Source organism: Arthrobacter sp. MYb224 (assembly GCF_002975455.1).
Classification (GTDB): Bacteria; Actinomycetota; Actinomycetes; order Actinomycetales; family Micrococcaceae; genus Glutamicibacter.
This window is the reverse complement of record NZ_PCPU01000002.1, coordinates 278481-296978: the sequence shown is the minus strand read 5'-3', so window position 1 is coordinate 296978 and position 18498 is coordinate 278481. Positions and strand designations below refer to the sequence as shown.

Sequence of the window (18498 nt, the reverse complement as noted above, 5' to 3'; positions counted from 1 at the left end):
CCGCAACGAGATGCCCCGGCGCCGGTGCGACAAGAAATGGCACTGCGGAAAAGCACCGAATCGCCTCGGATGATCATCCGCTACGCGGTGCAGGCCTCGTTAGAGCATCCGGCATCGCGTGGAAGATATGTTTCGGTTTCCTCGACCTTTTCCCACACCACATGCCGGTGCTGTCCGCAGCGCTCGCAAGACGGTGCCAAATACGTGGCCCGTTCCTCCATGGTGTATGCCCGAAAATCGCCCATCTCGACCTCCCATAGTGTGTGCGAGCCCCGCGCTGTCGCAAGTGCCGCATCGTTTGGTGCCTTCACTCTACGCCCGGTTTTCGAACCCGGCTATAGCTACTTTGCTTAGGGCCTCACTAGGGAAGATCCAGGTGCTCTAAGCACAAGGCGGGTTACGGGGCCCTACTGCACATCAGGCTTACGAATCAGGGCCTGCGAAGCTATGATTTCTTGTCATTTTCTTTGCGCACGGTTGCCGACAGCAGGTAGTTCGAGCCCAGCCGTCCCCACTCTATGGTTCCGCCGTCCTCTTCGGTTGCCGTACGCAACCGGGTCAGGCCCTGCCCGGGACGGGCCTGCGGATTAGGCCTAGGAACACCGTTGTTGCGCACCGACACGGTCCAGTGCGGAGTCCCGTTTTCGTCAACGTTCTCGCGGATCCAAATGACTATTTCGCTCGGATCCGCATGCTTAACCGCGTTTGTGGCGGCCTCACGGATAATCCGCATGGCTAGCTGCGGGAAATTCTCGGTTTGCCCAAGCCCCGAACTATGGATGTTCACCTCAATTCCGGCATCGCGCAGCGAGGCGGCAATCCGTTCGACATCTTCGAGAGTGGCAGATAATTCCTCGGGAGGTTCTTGATGCCCCAAGGCATCGAAGGTACGGCGCAGGGCCGTTAACGCCCCGGTCACCGCTTGGCGCACATGAATCAGGCGCAGAGCCGTGCTGGTATCGGTCAGCTCGGAGTCGAGGGCAGCATTAGTATGCAACGAAGCCACCGCAAGGTTGTGGGCAATCTCGTCATGAAGCTGATAGGTCACCCGTGCGCGTTTGGTCAACTGCTGCTGTGCTGTTTCCGCGTTCGACGCCCGGCGGGCCACGTGCTCAAGCTGTTCCATATGCTCGCGCAGGATCTTGCGGTTTGCCCGCAGTTCTCCGAAGGCAACGGCCAGCAGCGCCAGCGCGGCGAAGGCCAGCAGCTCATAATCGAAGATTTCTGCCGGTGCTTGTCGCTGGATCAACTGTAGCGCCATGCCGAAGAGCAGGATGCCCGCCGCGCTAAGCAACGCGAAGGTGCGGTGTCCGGCACGAGTTGCCCCCGCGAGAAAATAAAGCAGGGGGATAACTAGTGCAATATGCGGCAGTTCAAGCGTTAGCCAGGCACAGATCCCCAGAGCTGCGATGAGCATGATCGCACGCGGAAAACGGTCTTGCAGTACGGAAAGGACGGCGAACCCGACGGCAAGAATTCCGGCAGCGACTACGAGTGCAGGGCCAAGGGATTCTCCCCACCTTGCGGGATCGCCGACGAGGCAGAGAAGCATGACGGCCAGAAATATGGCCGCTGCCCAGAGACTCTTATTGATGCGCAGGCTGCCGTTTTCTTCCACTGCTTCAGTCTATGTCTCTCCCGCCCAAACCTCGGGATCCGAGTAGCTGATTGCAGGTCATCCGATCCGGAATGCTCTTCGCGGGCTAGGCGTCGATGCGAATTGGGGCGCCGTTGTCTTCGACAAAACGAGGCCGGCCCGCCATGATGCCGGTGAAGGTCTGGAAAATGATCACCGCAGCGATCAGCAATAGCGGCGTGGTCCAGGAATTGGTCACCTCGTGGAGGGCTCCGACGAGGAAGGGCCCGGGAATTGCGATCAGGTAGCCCACCGATTGCCCGAAGGTGGAAAGCTTGCTCACCCCGGCCGCGGTATGCGCCTTGAGCCCGATCATGGTCAGCGCTAGTGGGAAGCTCGAACCGCAGATGCCTAAAAGCGCCGCCCAAATAAAGGCTCCCTGCACCGGCGCGATGAATATGCCGATCACCGCCAGTATCCCGGCTATGCCATTGATAATCACCAGAGGCCCCTGGTGCGAAAACCGTGCAGCGAGTGCCGGCATGATGAAGGACAGCGGCACCCCGACGCCGAGGATCACCCCGAGCAATGCCCCGGAATACGCTGGGTTCACGCCGAAGTCGGTGAAGATCTTCGGCGCCCACCCCATGAGGATATAGGCGACGGTTGACTGGGCGCCAAAAAAGAGTGCCACCCACCACGCGGTGGCGTTGCGGCTCATCGGCCCGATCTCCAGGGCGGCGACGGATAGGTTCGAGGAAGGCAGCTGGCGCTGCGCGATCTGATTGCGCAACCCGAAAAAGACTACGACCCAGATGAATACCGCAATCAGCGCAAGTATCGCCCAAATCCCTAGTCCTCGTCGCCAGGCGCCGCCCACTGCCTCGTTTACGGGCACCGCGACGGTTGCGACGACCGAGGCGCCGAGGGCGACCGCGGTGGTGTAGGCGCCGGTGACTATTCCTATTTTTGCGGGGAACCAGCGTTTGACGAGCACCGGCATCAGGATATTGCCGACCGCGATTCCGGCCAGCGCCACCGCGGTAAAGATGAAGAACACCCAGGTATTGGGGGCCACAGAGCGCAGGGCCAGGCCAAGAAGAATTGCCAGCATTGCGGCGATTACGACCACTTCTGGGCCACGTTTTCCGGCCAGCTTGGGTGCAAGCGGCCCGAGCGCCGCGAAACAAAGGGACGGCACGCCGGTGATGAGCCCCGCGACGAAGCCGTTCATGGCCAGACCGTCAATGACCGGGTCCAGTAGCGAACCAAGTGAGGTTACCGCCGGGCGCAGGTTCAACGCCGCGAATACCAAGGCGATGATCAGCAGCGCGCCGAAGCCCTTGGGCAGCACTGGGTGTTTGGAGTCCATGGCTTCATCCTAGCCAGCGAACATCGGGTAACAGGCCCTTGATTACCTCTTACGCAACGGCGGGCGTGAACTCTCAAGTTCACGCCCGCCCTTTGGCCAAGCTACTGCCGGTGCTGCTTCTGGCCTTCCATCGCCGAGACGACCAGATTGCTCGCTTCCAGCGCCGCGCCCGCGTCGAGCGCGCCGATCCAGGCCTCGGTGGTTGCCACCGCAGCCCAGTTGGAGTGCAGCAATGCCATCAAGGTTCCATGCACCTGTTGCGCGCTGGCGGAACCCGCCTCGTTGCCGATGTTGATGGCGCCGGTTGCGTCCGAGAGCACTTCGACCTTGAATCCCAGAGGTTCGGCGGCGGCCACGGAACCGATGACGCAGTTGTTCGTCATGTATCCGGTCACCGCGATCGTGTCTATCTCATTTTCGCGCAGCCAGCTTTCGAGCTCGGTGCCGGCAAAAACACTGGCGTAGGCCTTGGTGAAGACCTTCGCGGCCTTGTCTGCACGCCGTTCGATTTCAGGGTTCAATTTGAAGGTTGCCGAACCATCTGCGAACACCGGCGCTTCGGACGGAAGCTGGTGCTGCACGATATATACCGGAATTCCGGCGCTCTGCGCGGCGTCGATCGCCTCGACGGTGCGAGCCAGGGACTGTTCGCGTGGCGGGTACTGGATCTGCAGCAGGCCTTCGAAGTATTCCTGCTGGACGTCGATGACAACTAAGGCACGGCGTGGGGTGTTCATATTTTCTCCTATTTTCTGTCGGGTATAGCGAATGAGTCGGATGCAGGCGGGCTACGCCCCGTAGTGCTTGGCCAGCAGCTCCAGGGTGTTGATCTCCGCCGTTGCCGAGTAGGCCCCAATGACCAGCATGATCTCGTCAACTCCGGTTTGTTCTTGGAGTCGTTCGAGGCGACCTGCCACGGTGGCTGCGGTGCCGGTGAATGCACGGTCGGTGTACATCTCGATGATGGACCGTTCGTTGAGCGTTCCGTCGAAGGCCGCGACCTCTTCGGGGGAGAACAGCGTGAAGGATTCGCGCTTGAACATGCGCAGCATCGCCATGGCCATGCTGGAGGCCTGGCGCTTGGCCTCGTTCGGGTCTTCGTCGGCAACCGCGGTGACGCTGACCATGGAGTAAGGAGCGTCGAGCACCGCGGAGGGTTCGAAATTGTCCCGGTAGATGCGCAGCGCGGTGTCGATGTCGGCATCCCCGAATTGCAGGGCGAAGGCATAGGGGCGGCCGAGCTTTGCCGCCAGTTGAGCGGAGTACGGCGAGGAGCCGAGCATCCAAAGCTCGGTAGCTAGCTGCGGGTGCTGGACCCGGTTTTCCTTGGCCTGCCACGGGCCGGGGACCGCATGGACGGTGCTGTAGGGATGCCCCTCGGGGAAATCGTCATTCATGAATCCCACCAGCTCGGCAACCTGCTGGGCGAAGTTGTCATTCGCTCCTTCGCCCCGGCGCAGCGCGGCGGCCGTTGCATGATCGGTGCCCGGCGCCCTGCCGAGCCCGAGATCGATGCGCCCGGGGGCCAGCGCGTCCAGCGTTCCGAATTGCTCAGCGATGACCAGCGGCGCGTGGTTCGGGAGCATCACGCCGCCGGCGCCTAGCCGGATTCGCTCGGTTTCTGCGGTCAGGCGCGAAAGCACCAGCGGAGGTGAGGACACCGCCAGTCCCGGCATCGCGTGGTGCTCAGACATCCAGAAGCGGTGGTATCCCAGTTCGTCTGCTTTTCGTGCGAGCTTGATCAGCGCACTAAAGCCTTCTTGGGCGGTGCGTCCCACTCCCACGCTGCCACCGGTATGGGCGTTGAGCGCAAAGGGTGCGGATCCGAACATTGGTGCGGGGTACAAGTAAAACCTCTTTATCACGGATAAAAGCTATTTATAACGTGATATCAAGATAACACGACCTCACGATAAATATCTACTGATACCATGAGATACATGTCCGAAGCATTGCTACCCCCAGCCCCCGGCACACAAAAGCACCTGAGCCTCGACCTGGTCAACAGCGTGCTCCACCTACCCGGCGGGAAGATTGTCGACGAGCTGGATTCCCCCGAGGAAACGACCGCCTGGCTCAAGAGGCGCGAGCTGGTTGACGAAGATGCCGCATTGCAGTCCTACTGCCAGAACAGGCTCAGCGGATTGCGCGCAGACCTGCGTGAAGCCTTCTCCATGCGCGCAGCGCAACAGCCTTTCGATCCGCAGATACTGGAGCGGTTAAACAAGGCGCTAACCGCGGCCCCGCATATTCCGCTGCTGCGCTACTCCCCCGACAACGGGTTCTACCGCTCGACCGAGCACCCGGTCACGCGCCTGGTGGAATATGCGATGTCGGTGATCACCGAAGATGCCGCGACGCTTCTAGCTTCGGAAGAGTCAGCGTTACTGGCACAATGCGAGGCCGAGCCCTGCCAGCGGTTCTTGCTGAGAACCCATGGGCGGCGGCAGTGGTGCTCGACCCGCTGCGGGGACCGAGTCCGCGCCGCTCGTGCTTATGCACGCAAACGCGAGAAGGCGTTAAAGAGCTCAGCCTAGGCTGAGGCCTAGGCTGAAAACTGCCGGATGCAGATGCCTACAGGCTACGCGGCGGGAATTTCTTGTACTTGCGGTAGTGGTTGACCGCATTGAGCACCAGGTAGAACTTCCGGCGAGGATGCTTCTCTGCCTTGAATTTCAGCGGGTTGGAAACCTTCCCGGACTTCAGCAATGCGGCAGCCTTCTGCCCGGTTTCGCTATCCAAGAAGCGGCGCAGCAAATGGTGCGGGAGCACGGTGAACAGATGCTGGCGGCTTAGCTGCAAGATTCCGATCCCGGTATCGAGGACCGCATCGGTGTGCGGGTCTGAGCGATCAAACTCGACGCCAAGGAACTCGGTGACGTAAAAACGCGCAGGATTAACTCCGGCCGCGGTCAGGTAATAATGATTGCGTCCCAGACGAGGATTGATTTCAAAGAATTTGATGGATCCATCGCGGTGGTCGTATTTGGCATCGATCATCGCGATCCCCTGCCAGCCGAGTTCTTCGAGCAGGCGCGCACCATCTTGGGACATCTGGTCATGCTGCCCGGTGACGATGGCTGCGGAATTACCGAGCACCAGCGGCGCGTGCTCTTCGACCACCACCTCGCCGTATCCGGCGAAGATGACCTTCTTGTCCTGAGTGGCGAAATAAGTGCACAGACGCATCGCGTCATCCGAACCGGGAATGTATTCCTGCAGGATATACCCCGAGGTGTAGCCGCTCGCGTCGATACGAGTGAGCAGGTCCTCAAGTTCGGCTAAACTCCGCAGGGTGTGGATTTTCTGCTTGCCTTCGAACTTGGCGGCGATCCAGTCCCCCGAGCTCGAGGGCTTGCCGATCAGCGGGAAGGTCAGCGACTGCGCCAATTCCTGCAGGTCTTCTCCGGCCCGGTAAACGGCGGTGCGCGGGTGCGCAATTCCCAGCCGGTCGGCGAGCGCGTAGAAGTTCTCCTTCAGCGCGGCGCCTTCGATGGTTCCCAGTTCCGGGTAAGGGATGACAAAATATTCACTCAACACCGCACGGTGCTCGGCGATCAGCATGATATGGAAATCGAGGGAACCGAAGAGCATCAGCGGTCGATCTACCTCGGCGTTAAGCTCTTGGGCCAGGGAGATGAGTTCTTCAACTACCCGCCCCTGGTCAACCATGGACCCGATGGGATGCAGTTCGATGGCCACCGAGTGCTCGATTACCCCGTTGCCTGAGGCAGGCACAACGACCGAGCGCACCTGGTATGCCTCATAGAATTCGCGGGCGAGGGTGTAGGTGCCGATATCTCCGCCAAGAATAACGGGAACGAAAGGCTGAGAATTCTCGATTGCCATAAGGTTTTTGGTTCCTACTTCTGTCGCCAGTTCATGTACTTCTCAAATGCCCAGGCAAGTGGTTTGTTGAGCGCCAGATCCCATTCGCCATTGGTTTGCACGATATCGCAGCCGGTGTTGGTCTTGAACTTGGTCAGCCCTGCCAGATGGTGTGCGCTATCCAAGGTGGCGCTCACCCCGCCCTGGTCCAGGTACCTGCATCCAGCCTCGGTGGAATCCGAAATCATGTGATGCATCAGAGCCTTGGGCGCGAAGAGCTTGCGCTGTTCGGAAGACGAGGCGCCGTAGAGATACCACGCAAGGTTGCTTGAGCGCAGCACAATAGCCGAAGCCAGGTCGACGCCCTCGTGGCTAGCGATGTAGAGGGTGCAGGAGCCGGGTACCGCAGCATTAAGTACCGTGTGCATCTTTTCGAAATAGCTCAGCGGGCGACCGGTGAACTCTTGGCGTTCGGCCGTGTGGTTATACAGTGCATGGAAGCGTGCCATGTCCTGGGTATCGCCGATTTCAACCTTGAGCTCGCTCTTGAGCGACTTACGCGTTTCGTTGCGAGTGGATGAGGAGTAGGAAGCCATGACCTGCTCGGTATCCAGCTGGTTTCCCTCGGCATCTTGTAGCGCAACCCGGGCCACGTACTCCGGTTGCCCCGCGGCGAAGTCCAATCCGACGTCCTGCTTGGTGAATCCCAAGTCGCCGAGCGCCTCGTTGAGCTTATGGGCTTCTTCATTGACCGACACGGTTTCCAGGTCAGCTAATGAAGCAAGCTCTTCCTTGCCAAATGCTTTTCGCACAGCCGCCGCACCCCAGGTGCGCATCGCCAGCCCTGGGCCGAGGCGCAGCTGGAAGGCGCCGCGGTTTTTCAGATAGCTAGCGAGAATAGAAAGCACACCCTGCGGGTCATAGGTTGTGAAATCAATGACCGGGCCGTCGGGAATGTAGGCGAGGGTCTTTTTGATCACCGGCGCATGGCGGTGCAGGACCAGGGCGACTCCAACGAGGGTGTCACTTTCGAACCAACCGAGCGATTCGCCCCGCCATCCCCCCTTGACCTGTGCCCATTCGGGACGCTGAAGGAAGCTGACATCTTGCGCAGTTGCAAGGAACGCGGAGTGCTCGGTGCTGGATATCGGACGCACGCGAAGTTCATTGTGGCTCACACGTAGAAGCCTATCGCGGTTTGCGCACCGCCCCCGGGTTGAGACATACCGCCAGCGCCCCTCGCGCCCAAGAACACTCGCAGTATCACGGGCAGAGACCAACTGGTGCGCGGTGCCAGGCTGTGAGCAATTGGACACGCGCACTTGCCGGAAACCAGTTGCAGACGTGAGCCGTGGCGGACAGAACTCGCAGGACGCGCCTTGGCCCTTGATTTCCAAGGGCCTGCAACGAGCCAGAGAAGCCCATGCGGAGACCAAGTCCTGCAAATAATTTTCTTACCGAAAGTCACCATTGAGGCCACGTGCAATTCATACCCCTCGGGGGTATAATTGATGTATGGACTCTCAAACTAAGCAGGCGCAACCCACGGCACCCCACGGATACACTCCTGAAAAGGAGGCGCTGCGAAAGCGCTTGAACCGTATCGAAGGTCAGGTGCGCGGAGTTGCCCGCATGGTTGATGAGGACAAGTATTGCATTGATATTCTCACCCAGATCTCAGCCATCAACGCAGCCTTGCACAAGGTCAGCCTCCAACTAGTCGAAGACCATATCGGCCACTGCGTGGTGGGTGCCGCCGAGGAATCAATCCAATCCGGGGATGCAAGCATCGTCCAAGACAAAATCACGGAAGCCACCGCAGCCATCTCCCGGTTGCTGCGCTGATCCTCGAGAAGACCTTCCAACCTTTCCTACGAAAGAGATCCAAACATGAGCCATGCCTGCAACTGCGGATGTTCCGATAACTCGAAGTCCACCAGCCAAGGACTGCAGATCATTCCGCGTCCGGAGGCTACCCCCATCATCAGCCAGACCGAACTGAAGATCTCGGGAATGACCTGCGGTCATTGCGTCTCTTCGGTAACTGAAGAACTCAACGAAATCCCCGAGGTTCAGAACGTCGAGATCATCTTGGACGCGAAGGGGATCTCCACGGCAATCCTCAGCACCAGCGGCGCTGTTGAGCAGGAAATCATACGCAACGCGATCGAAGAAGCCGGGTACACCCTCGAATCCGCCGGCAACTAGAAACCCACCGCGCAGGTGTGGATGCGGGACGAGCGTTCTACAGACCCTCGATACGATTCCCACTCCGCCGGGAACACAACCATCCCTCTGGCGGCTTGCTAGCCCTGGTCACCGTTCACCGGCAATCACGCATCTCACCGAGGCAACCAGGCTTAACGTGACACGGGGTGGCGCCGGGCAGCCCGTGAGATCGTCTTCACCACCATCAACGCCAGCAGAAGAACACCTACATACCCGTTGATGGCATAGACAACGTTGACCATTTGCGAGAATGGCAGCATCAGCCCGATAACCGTTCCTAGTACTGCCAAGGTGATGGTCAGGTACTTAAATCGGAGAGTCTTGTCGACAAAGAATCGCGAAGACACGGTCCACAGCAGCGGGACCGCGGTGGTATAGATTCCAGCGAGAATCATGACCGAAATTCCTGCGGCGAGTACGGGACTAATATCCTTCGCCAGGACCAGCATGGGAATCTCGGTTCCACCCACCCGGGTGATATTGGCCAGCAGCCCCAGCCCGACGATAACGCAGGCCAGCGAGAACACCACCGCACCGGTAATTCCACCGGCAACCGCCTCCTTGCGGCTTCTCGCCGTCTTACCTAACGCGGTAAGGAAGGCCGCCAGCCACAGCATGCAGAAACCCACGTAGGAAAGTCCAGCCATGAACCAGTTTTTGGATGCCTGGGTAAGGTCCAGCCCCGGAAGCAACTGGTGTCCTTCAGAGATCCCGGCTGGATTACGCAGAATCGCCAACAGTCCAAGCCCAATAGCCACCACAACAACCAGCGGTCCGATCTTGCCGATGACGTCAACCAGACTCTTCAGGCCAAACCAGACGCTGATGCCGACCGCAACAGCCAAACCGATGCCGCCAATAAACTTCGACAATCCGTAGTGCTCCTCGAATACGGCGCCCGCGCCGGCTACCATTACCGTGAAGCTCAAGAAGACGAACAGTATTGAGAAAAAGTCGAAGAAGTACCCCAAGTGCTTTCCGCAGTAATAGCGGAAGATGTGCGACGGGCGATCATATTTCTTTGCCTGCCCGACAACGAAGAACTCCACTGCTACATACGTCATGAGCACGAGAACCAGCAGCCCGGTGCCAAAGACTCCCCAGTAGCCGTACGAGGTGAAGTACTGCAAAATCTCTTGGCCTGTAGCAAAACCTGAGCCGATCAAAAACGCCATTATTGCCCCCGCGTAGGTCAAGACCCGGAAGAAGCTGCCTTTTTCAACCGTTGCTAAATGCGCTCGGGTAACGACCTTATCTGACATGTAGATTCCCTCTCAGAAGGTTCGCTCGACACCGCACGTTCGATATCGAACCTCATATATCAAAATGTGATTAAAGGTATATCTCAAACGTGACGCAGTCAACATTCGGGAAGGCTGGAAGCACGCGCGACCAACGTCATGGACCGCGAAAACCCGATCCCGCACCTGGCAAACCAGAATTTCCCACGAAACGGAGATTAGGATCACCGGGCAGGTTCACCTCTTCGACTCCTTCCGTGCACTTTTCGTCCATTCGCGCTGTGCATCCTCGAGGTATTGCCCGCCAACCCGGGCGATCACACTCGCACAGGAGAATTGCTCATGCACAAGCCCACCGCCGTCGCGCTCGCGGCCGCCGTTCTGCTCCCGCTGGCCATCGCGCCTGCTACACCGGCGGCAGCCCTGCCAGCCAGCGCCCCCATGTCCTTCCCGGCGTCCACCGCCAAATCTCCAGAACCCGGATTTCGTGTTCTGCCCTACCTGCAGGCACCAGGCTCGACCTCGATGACCATCAACTGGATCAGCGAAACCGACCACCCAGGAACCCTCTCAGTCCAGGGGCCGGGTCTCGGCAATCAGCCTGGCAAAGGAAATAGCAGCGTCCAACGCAGCGAGCCTGAATACCTGGACTTGATGGAGTACACCCAGGCAGAACTGGAGCAGCACATCCCCGGACTTGAACAGGGCTCCTGGCTGAAGTCGAACTCCAATTACAAGCATTCGGTGACCCTTGAGGGCCTCAAACCAGGTAAGAAATACAACTACACCGTGACCCAATCAGGACAGACGCATACTGCCGCTTTCGAAACAGCGCCAGATGGAAAATCCTGGAAGAACATCCGCATTGTCGCCTTCTCCGACTCGGAGACCGAACCGCGCGGACGCACCGAGCACCGTGAATGGGAGCTTTCCCCGGTCAACGGATATACCTCCGAGTCCTTGCAGCGCCCAGGCGACGGATCGCAATGGGCCGAGACTTTTGGAATGACCACCCGGTATGGCCAGCCGACCTTGCGCTATCCGCTGGACCAGTCCACCGCTTTCAACGAAAACCTCAAGCATGTTCAGGCTGCCAACCCGGATCTGGTCATGATGGCCGGGGACCTGACACAGGGCTCGGGATACCAACCGGCATGGGATGAGTTCTTCGGACATGTCGCCGGGGAACACTCCGATCTAGCCTCCAATGTTCCGTTGCTTCCGGCATTGGGCAACTGGGAAACCTATGCGGCCCTGAACGGTGGCTACGGTTCGGACGCAGACCGCACCCCCGCGGTAATTTCACGCAACCGCTTCCTGGATTATTTCTCCTTGCCGCAGGACCCGGAGCACCCCGAACACAAGGGCTCCTACTACCGGGTGGATCATGGGCCGGTCACCGTCCTGACCTTGGACTCCACCAATGGCCGACCCGATGAGAACACCGACACCGGCACCTTGTCCGGCGAAAAATTCTCCGGGGACGACACCAACCTGACCGCCGAGAACCAGTCCACCGACACCCAGGGGCAATTCACCTTTGAATCCTACGTTCAGGGCTTCAAGGATCTTTTCCCCGGCTCAACCGAGCAAGAGGTTGACCTGCCGAATATGGATGCGCAGTCCGCCCAATGGGACTGGACCGAGAAGCAATTGGCCGAAGCCCGCGCCGACGGCCAGATTGTGCTCGTCCAATTCCACCATTCGGCTTATTCCAACGGTGTGCACGGCACCCCACCGAACCATGAGCACCCCGATAACCAGTCCGGCACCGCAATGCGTGCCTACTCGCCAATGTTCGAGGATCATGGTGTCGCCGCAGTCATCTCCGGCCATGATGAAATGTTCGAGCGCTCTTGGGTAGATGCGGACGGCGACGGACGAGGCTTCCACTCCTATGATGTGGGGGTGGCCGCCGACGGCCTGCGTGGCGAAAAGTTGGTGCAGAATGCTCAGGGCGAGTACGAACCGCTCCGCTTCAACTCGCATTCACAGTGGTCAGCCCCGGCAGATCAGCCAGAGACCTGGAAAGAGGATGAAAACGGCGTAGCACAGCTCGTATCCGGCGGTCTGCACTACGGACACCTGCAAATCGACATCGCGAAGAAGGCCAAAGGAGCAGAGCTCACTTTGACCCCGGTATACGTCTTCCCGAAGTTGGATTCGGAATACCAGCTTGAACACACCGAACGACGCGTATACGACGATGTGGTGACCTTCCCGGTCGGCCAGGACGGCGCGCCTTTGGCGAAGTAGCCACAGGCCAATTGCTGCTAGGTGGCGCAAGTTGTCTTGGCGCAGATGCCACCGATGATAGAACATTAGAACAGGCAGTGAGCAATTGACTGCCTGTTCTAAGCAATTACCTCTAGCTGGACTCACGGTTGGTGCATCCATGAAAGTAGGACAACAGATGAACGAACAACGAGTATTCCACGCGGTGGTGGGCAAACAAGCAGGTTGGTGGAACATCTGGGTCCCGGAACTGGACCATGTCACCTCCACTCGGAAGTCCCGCAAGATTGCCGGATACACCCGCACCCTCATCTCGGCAGTTCTCGGCATCCCGGAATCGTCCTTCCGCGTGGAGCGCGAGCTGGTTTCCGCCGAGGAATTTGAACGCCGCTACACCGAAGCGGTGTTGGCAACCGACCCGCAGGAAAAGAAGTAGATCCAGCGCAACCCCTTCTTCAACCGTCACACGGCTACCGCTACCTATGTTTCATAGGCTCCGGTAGCCGTTGTTGTTTCAGGCCTCCGAGAAGATGGCTCGAGCAGGCTCGTTTTCGCCCTCGTGCCATGCTCCTGTTGCCGGCGCTTAACCCCTGCCGCGTAGCGTGGCAGAGGTCTTTTCAGCTTCGCCTCGCATCGAAAATTAGGAGTGAACCATGCGTAATCGATTCCTACCCGGTCTCGCCGCTCTAGCCTGCGCAATTCTCGTCGCCCCGGCGGCCCCAGCAATTGCGAATTCCGCGGGCTCCGCAGAGTCTGCTTACACTTTTGGTGTCATTGGAGACATCCCTTACGGCGCAGCCCAGCTGGCCGAATTCCCCAGCATGGTCAGTGAACTCAACGAGCAAGACGAGCTTCGCTTCATTGCCCACGTTGGAGATATCAAGGCAGGTTCCGAGCGGTGCACCGACGAACGCCTGGGCCTAGTCAGGAAGGAACTGGACAGACTTCAAACTCCGCTGGTATTCACCCCGGGCGACAACGAATGGGTTGACTGCCACCGTGCCAATAACGGTGCCTACAACCCGTTGGAGCGATTGGATACCCTGCGTGAGATGTTCTTCCCGGTCGAAAACAAGACCTTGGGCGGCACCATGCGGGTAGATTCCCAGGCTGACATCGGTTTACCGGAAAACGTTCAATTCACGAAGAACCGTATCGCCTTCTCCGTGGTGAACGTCCAAGGTTCCAATAACTCCTTGGCTCCGTGGACTGGGCTCGGACTGACCGAACCAACCTCCGAACAGCTGGAAGAAGTCGCGCTGCGCACCGAAGCCAACCTCGACCAACTGGCCGAAACATTCGCCAATGCGAAACGATCCCAGGCGCGCGCCGTAGTGGTGATGACCCAGGCAGATATGTTCACCCCCGGGTTCGAGGATGATTCCCTGGCAAACCCCGAATCCGTTTCAGGCTTCAAGTCGTTCGTCGAGGCCCTGGCCAACGAATCAGCAGCCTTCGGCGGACCGGTGTATCTGGTCAATGGCGACAGCCACGTGTTCAACGAAGATGCGCCGCTGGCCGCCGGTTCACCGTGGCTAGAGGTCTACGGCGTTGACCCGGTTCCGAACTTGCAGCGGGTCACCGTCGAGGGCGCCGCAACATCAAGAGAGTGGCTGCGCGTGAGCGTCGCGCCCAACTCAGCACAGGGTGCAGAAATTCTCAGCTGGGAGCGCGTTCCCTTCACCAACTAATTTCGTCGAGGAGGCGCCGCCCTAGCGCATCCGCTCAGCGTGCAAAGCGAATAAGCACCGCGCACACAGTAGCCAAACAGTTGCCGCCCCTAGAGTGGTAACTACCTTCCTCAAAGGTGCGAGTGATGAACCAGAGCCCAGCCCATTGGCTGGGCTCTAGTTTTTAATTACCGGCGGATAGTTCGGGCCGGCGATTCCAATCTAGGTACGATGCCCGGCACTTGCGACAGGTAGAACTACACCGAGGCCGCCGCGTTGCGCGCAGCATCGGGAGAAAACGAAACACCTTCGGCGTACGCAGCCAACATCCAGAACAATTTTTCAGGAAGCCGCTGCAAAATTTTCATACTTATTTCGTCCTAAAGCTGATCCGCGAATATGCTCCCCTCTTTCTGACCAGTAAATTTCACTCTGTTCAAAGTATGTGCAAATTATTATCCGGCGGCACCGTGCGTACTTGGCAACAAAACGCTTCATATTTAAAACGAGCCCCTCCCCCAAAACCGCCCAATGCCGGGCTCAGGCCTGAGCAAGCCATAGATTGCTCACGCAATAAACTCCATGCCGGTTTGCGCAAGCAGAAAAGAGCCGGGCATACTGTGACTGCAATCACAAGCAGTACGCCGTTGACGCGTGGCGGGAGAGTCCCGCCCAAGCCAAGGGCGGGCGCCGTAGGAGCAATTCCTCCCCGGGAAACTCTCAGGCACCCGTACCGCCACGACGAGGCGAATCTGGAAAGCAGTATGGACTAGTCCATACTCACCGACGGAGCAACTCTCTGACCCCTCACCGGGTCGAGGCGAAAACTCTCAGGTCTTCAAACAGATTGGGGAGGAACTAAGAACCGTGCCGCACCGTACGCACCCGATTCGAAAGTCCTCCCTTTGGCAAACTATCTCCGCGTTCGCTTCGGGCGGTCCCTGGCTGGACCTCGCCCGCTACGTTGCGGCGCAGAGAAATTTGTCCCGGAGTCTGACGGTTCGAGTGCGAACGTAGATCTGCCACAACGTGACGAAACCATTAGTGATTCGCCATGGCACCTCATCGAAGCACCTCACCACTCCTGGAAGGCAGCAGCATGAGCGATACCAGCTCTTCGCCCAAACTCGAACGCGGGCTCTCAAATCGTCATATCCAACTCATCGCAATCGGCGGTGCCATTGGCACCGGATTGTTCATGGGCTCGGGTAAAACCATTTCGGTTGCCGGGCCATCTGTCATCTTCGTTTACATGGTTATCGGCTTCATGCTGTTCTTCGTCATGCGTGCCATGGGCGAACTGCTGCTTTCGAACCTGAACTACAAGACTTTCGCGGACTTCGCAGGTGACCTGCTCGGCCCGTGGGCCGCGTTCTTTACCGGCTGGACCTACTGGTTCTGTTGGGTAGTCACCGGCATCGCAGATGTGGTGGCCATCGCGCACTACGTCGCTTTCTGGTGGGGGAACCTTCCGCTCTGGATCCCGGCACTCGCATGTATCGCGTTGTTGCTGGTACTGAATCTGGCCACGGTGAAGGCCTTCGGCGAAACCGAGTTCTGGTTCTCCATGATCAAGATCGTGGCCATCTGCGCGCTGATTGTTGTTGGCCTGGTCATGGTCATCACCAGCTTCGGGCACAACGGTGCTACCGCGTCCTTCAACAATCTCTGGACCGACGGCGGAATGTTCCCGACCGGCTTCATGGGCTTTGTTGCAGGTTTCCAGATTGCAGTATTCGCATTCGTGGGAATTGAGTTGGTAGGCACCACCGCTGCCGAAACAAAGGACCCCGAGAAGACCCTCCCCAAGGCCATCAGCTCCATTCCTATCCGCATTCTGATCTTCTATGTGGGTGCGCTCATCATCCTCATGGCGGTTCAGCCATGGCGCTTGTTCTCCGCCGGAGAATCCCCCTTCGTGGGCATGTTCGCCTTGGCCGGGCTGGCCGGTGCGGCGGGCATTATCAATTTCGTGGTGCTCACCAGCGCGACGTCCAGCGCGAACTCGGGCATCTACTCGACCTCCCGCATGATCCGCGGCTTGGCCCTTGAGGGCGATGCGCCGAAGGCCTTCGCCCAATTGTCCGAAAACAAGGTGCCGCGCAACGCGCTGATGTTCTCCTGCATGTTCCTGCTGGCCGGAGTGGTGCTGCTCTACAGCGGCGATTCGGTGATGGTAGCTTTCACCTTGGTCACCACCGTAGCGGCCCTTTGCTTCATGTTTGTTTGGTCGATCATCTTGGTCAGTTACCTCGTGTACCGCAAGCGCCGTCCGCACCTGCATGCGCAGAGCAAGTTCAAGATGCCCGGTGGCACCTTCATGCCCTATGTGGTGCTGGCCTTCTTCGGATTCATCCTCTGGGCGTTGACCACGCAGAGCGATACGCTGTCGGCACTGCTAATCACCCCGCTGTGGTTCATCGGTCTGGCTATCGGATACCGCGTGGTGCGCAGCAAGCCGGGGCACGTTGCACTTCGTGCCGCGCATGTGGCAAAGGTCGCGGTGGAGAAGGAAGATGCCGGGGCCTTCCGCATCCACGGCCCGGCTGCGACCGAAGCGGTCGGCGAATCCGAGAAACAAGCCGTGTCCATAGATTAACTGAGATCGGCGCCGCACCCCACTTGGTGTGCGGCGCCTACCCTCGGTCCGCCCTGCAACAGCCCCGCAAGGCGGTTTAAGGTACTTAGAGCTCCAGATCCTCGATGAGGAACTGCGCACCGAGCTCGCCGATCAGAATCGCCGGCGCATTGGTGTTGCCGGTAGTAATTTTCGGCATGATCGACGCATCGATCACCCGCAATCCGCTCAGCCCGTTGAGCTTGAGCCGGGGGTCAACCACGGCCTGGTCATCGCTGCCCATCCGGCAAGTACCCACCTGATGATGGTAGGTGACCACGTTATTGCGAATGTAAGTTTCAAGCTCCGCATCACTTTGCACCGTGGGACCTGGGTAAACCTCCACTGCGCCCCAGTCCTCGGCGAGTGCCCGCTGCTTCACAATATCCCGGCACTGCTTGATGGAGAACAAGAAGGACTTCATATCCTGCGGATCGTCTAGGGCATTTAAGTCTATGGTTACCGGGTCATCGAGATTCGGCCCGCTCAGCGTCACCGCGCCTCGGCTTGCAGGCGTGACGATCCCCGAATGCAGGGTAAACGCGGTTCCTTCGATCATGTCCATCCCCGGGGAGTACATGGGAACCGAGAAGAAAATCGGCTGGGTGTCCGGCACTTCGAGTTCCGCGCGCGACTTGGCGAACAGATGACTCTGCGACACCGAGACCCCGGTCCGTGGCGGGTCAATATCTCGGGTAGTGGTTTGGGCAATGACCGGTGCAAGCAGATGATCGTGCAGGTTCTTTCCCACCTGCGGCGATTCCAGCACCGGTCTCACTCCTACCGCTTCAAGCTCTTCACCCGGGCCGATACCCGAACGCAGCAGGATCTGCGGAGAACCGAGAGCCCCTGCACTCAGTACCACCTCATCTGCCAGAAGTTCTTTGAGCTCGCCATCTTGCTGGTATCGAAGGCCAACGGCAGCACCGTCCCGGACTATTACCGAGTGCACCTCGGCGTTGGTGATGATCTCCAGCTGCTCGCGCACCGGTTTCAGGTACGCCTTCCAGGTATTGATCCGTTCCCCGTCTACGATATTGACCTGCTCTTTGGAGACACCTTCGAGGCTTTCCCCGTTGTAGTCGGGATTGAATTTAACCCCCGACTGCACGGCAGCGTCGACAATCGACTGCTGGATCGGGTCCAATTCGTAGTCGTTGACTACCGGGAGCAAGCCGTCTGTGCCGTGAAATTCACTGGGGCCTTCGGAGTAGTTTTCAATGGACTTATAGATGGGCAGGACATTGCGCCAAGACCACCGTTCCCCGGATTCTTCGGCCCAACCGTCAAAGTCCTGCGGCGCGCAGCGCACCCAGATGGTCGCGTTGAGTGCGTGGGATCCGCCCAGCACCTTCCCGCGCGGTAGGTGCATTGGTTTATTTGCTGCGCCTTGCATGGGAGCCGTGTGGTAATCCCAGTCGTCTGGGCTGTGCCACAGTTCGCCCAAGCGGGACAGGTCATGAATCGCAGGGTTGGTGTCTTCTCCCCCGGCTTCAAACAGCGTCACCTTGGCGCCGGCGTCCACCAACCGACGAGCGACTACGGATCCTGCAGAACCTGCTCCAACCACGATGACGGATTTACTGTTCATGAGCTCTCCTAATTGAGACGTAGCACCGATTTTCGGTGATCAGGATCACTCGCGAGCGCTACTTTCTTCCAGTCTGCGTCGCGGTCCTGCCAGGTTCTTGTCATCGCGTGCAACGACCTTGTCTTTGCGTGCGAAGCCT

Annotated in this window: 15 protein-coding genes and 1 riboswitch; of the genes, 7 read left to right on the top strand and 8 right to left on the bottom strand. The window is 58.9% G+C overall.

The window, feature by feature from the left end:
* Positions 1-445: 445 nt before the first annotated feature.
* The 4 genes from CQ017_RS04525 to CQ017_RS04510 all read right to left on the bottom strand — a co-directional run bounded on the left by CQ017_RS04525 (position 446) and on the right by CQ017_RS04510 (position 4795).
* Entirely contained in the window at positions 446-1618 is a 1173-nt protein-coding gene (locus CQ017_RS04525) for a histidine kinase (protein ID WP_105552713.1), read from the bottom strand.
* An 85-nt stretch (positions 1619-1703) separates the two neighbouring features.
* Complete coding sequence (locus CQ017_RS04520) at positions 1704-2948, bottom strand: MFS transporter (protein ID WP_105552712.1); 1245 nt, start codon at positions 2946-2948, stop codon at positions 1704-1706.
* A gap of 101 nt (positions 2949-3049) precedes the next feature.
* Positions 3050-3685, bottom strand: a complete 636-nt coding sequence (locus CQ017_RS04515) for an isochorismatase family protein (RefSeq protein ID WP_105552711.1) — start codon at positions 3683-3685, stop codon at positions 3050-3052.
* A 51-nt stretch (positions 3686-3736) separates the two neighbouring features.
* The gene (locus tag CQ017_RS04510) at positions 3737-4795 is read right to left on the bottom strand and encodes an LLM class flavin-dependent oxidoreductase (protein WP_258133489.1); all 1059 of its coding nucleotides are present in this window, start codon (positions 4793-4795) and stop codon (positions 3737-3739) included.
* A 93-nt stretch (positions 4796-4888) separates the two neighbouring features.
* Here CQ017_RS04510 and CQ017_RS04505 point away from each other — a divergent pair, with 93 nt between their 5' ends.
* Positions 4889-5485, top strand: coding sequence for an ABATE domain-containing protein (locus CQ017_RS04505; RefSeq protein WP_105552709.1), 597 nt, complete (start codon positions 4889-4891; stop codon positions 5483-5485).
* Between the two features lie 37 nt (positions 5486-5522).
* Here CQ017_RS04505 and CQ017_RS04500 read toward each other — a convergent pair whose 3' ends face one another.
* Positions 5523-6797 (bottom strand): carbamoyl-phosphate synthase, encoded by a 1275-nt coding sequence (locus CQ017_RS04500; protein ID WP_105552708.1) that lies wholly within the window; start codon positions 6795-6797, stop codon positions 5523-5525.
* Positions 6798-6811: 14 nt separating this feature from the next.
* Positions 6812-7954 (bottom strand): peptidoglycan bridge formation glycyltransferase FemA/FemB family protein, encoded by a 1143-nt coding sequence (locus CQ017_RS04495; protein ID WP_105552707.1) that lies wholly within the window; start codon positions 7952-7954, stop codon positions 6812-6814.
* A gap of 337 nt (positions 7955-8291) precedes the next feature.
* Here CQ017_RS04495 and CQ017_RS04490 point away from each other — a divergent pair, with 337 nt between their 5' ends.
* Together CQ017_RS04490 and CQ017_RS04485 are read left to right on the top strand one after the other, a co-directional pair.
* Positions 8292-8621 carry a metal-sensitive transcriptional regulator gene (locus CQ017_RS04490; RefSeq protein WP_105552706.1) on the top strand — a complete coding sequence of 110 codons (330 nt, stop codon included), beginning with the start codon at positions 8292-8294 and terminating at the stop codon, positions 8619-8621.
* Between the two features lie 45 nt (positions 8622-8666).
* A complete protein-coding gene (locus CQ017_RS04485; protein ID WP_105552705.1) occupies positions 8667-8984 on the top strand; it encodes a heavy-metal-associated domain-containing protein in 318 nt (105 codons plus the stop codon).
* 152 nt (positions 8985-9136) lie between these two features.
* Here the strand turns inward: CQ017_RS04485 and CQ017_RS04480 are convergent, their stop codons facing one another.
* Complete coding sequence (locus tag CQ017_RS04480) at positions 9137-10267, bottom strand: hypothetical protein (protein ID WP_105552704.1); 1131 nt, start codon at positions 10265-10267, stop codon at positions 9137-9139.
* A gap of 321 nt (positions 10268-10588) precedes the next feature.
* Here CQ017_RS04480 and CQ017_RS04475 point away from each other — a divergent pair, with 321 nt between their 5' ends.
* The 4 genes from CQ017_RS04475 to cycA all read left to right on the top strand — a co-directional run bounded on the left by CQ017_RS04475 (position 10589) and on the right by cycA (position 16750).
* Complete coding sequence (locus CQ017_RS04475; protein ID WP_105552703.1) at positions 10589-12502, top strand: metallophosphoesterase; 1914 nt, start codon at positions 10589-10591, stop codon at positions 12500-12502.
* 157 nt (positions 12503-12659) lie between these two features.
* Positions 12660-12917 (top strand): hypothetical protein, encoded by a 258-nt coding sequence (locus CQ017_RS04470; RefSeq protein ID WP_105552702.1) that lies wholly within the window; start codon positions 12660-12662, stop codon positions 12915-12917.
* A gap of 217 nt (positions 12918-13134) precedes the next feature.
* Positions 13135-14172: a metallophosphoesterase gene (locus tag CQ017_RS04465; protein ID WP_105552701.1), complete on the top strand. Its 1038-nt coding sequence runs from the start codon at positions 13135-13137 to the stop codon at positions 14170-14172.
* A 627-nt stretch (positions 14173-14799) separates the two neighbouring features.
* Positions 14800-14897, top strand: a riboswitch (glycine riboswitch).
* Between the two features lie 353 nt (positions 14898-15250).
* Positions 15251-16750, top strand: coding sequence for a D-serine/D-alanine/glycine transporter (gene cycA / locus CQ017_RS04460; RefSeq protein ID WP_105552700.1), 1500 nt, complete (start codon positions 15251-15253; stop codon positions 16748-16750).
* Between the two features lie 85 nt (positions 16751-16835).
* On the opposite strand, the gene CQ017_RS04455 is transcribed toward cycA, so the two are convergent.
* Positions 16836-18359, bottom strand: a complete 1524-nt coding sequence (locus CQ017_RS04455; RefSeq protein ID WP_105552699.1) for a GMC family oxidoreductase — start codon at positions 18357-18359, stop codon at positions 16836-16838.
* Between the last annotated feature and the right edge of the window lie 139 nt (positions 18360-18498).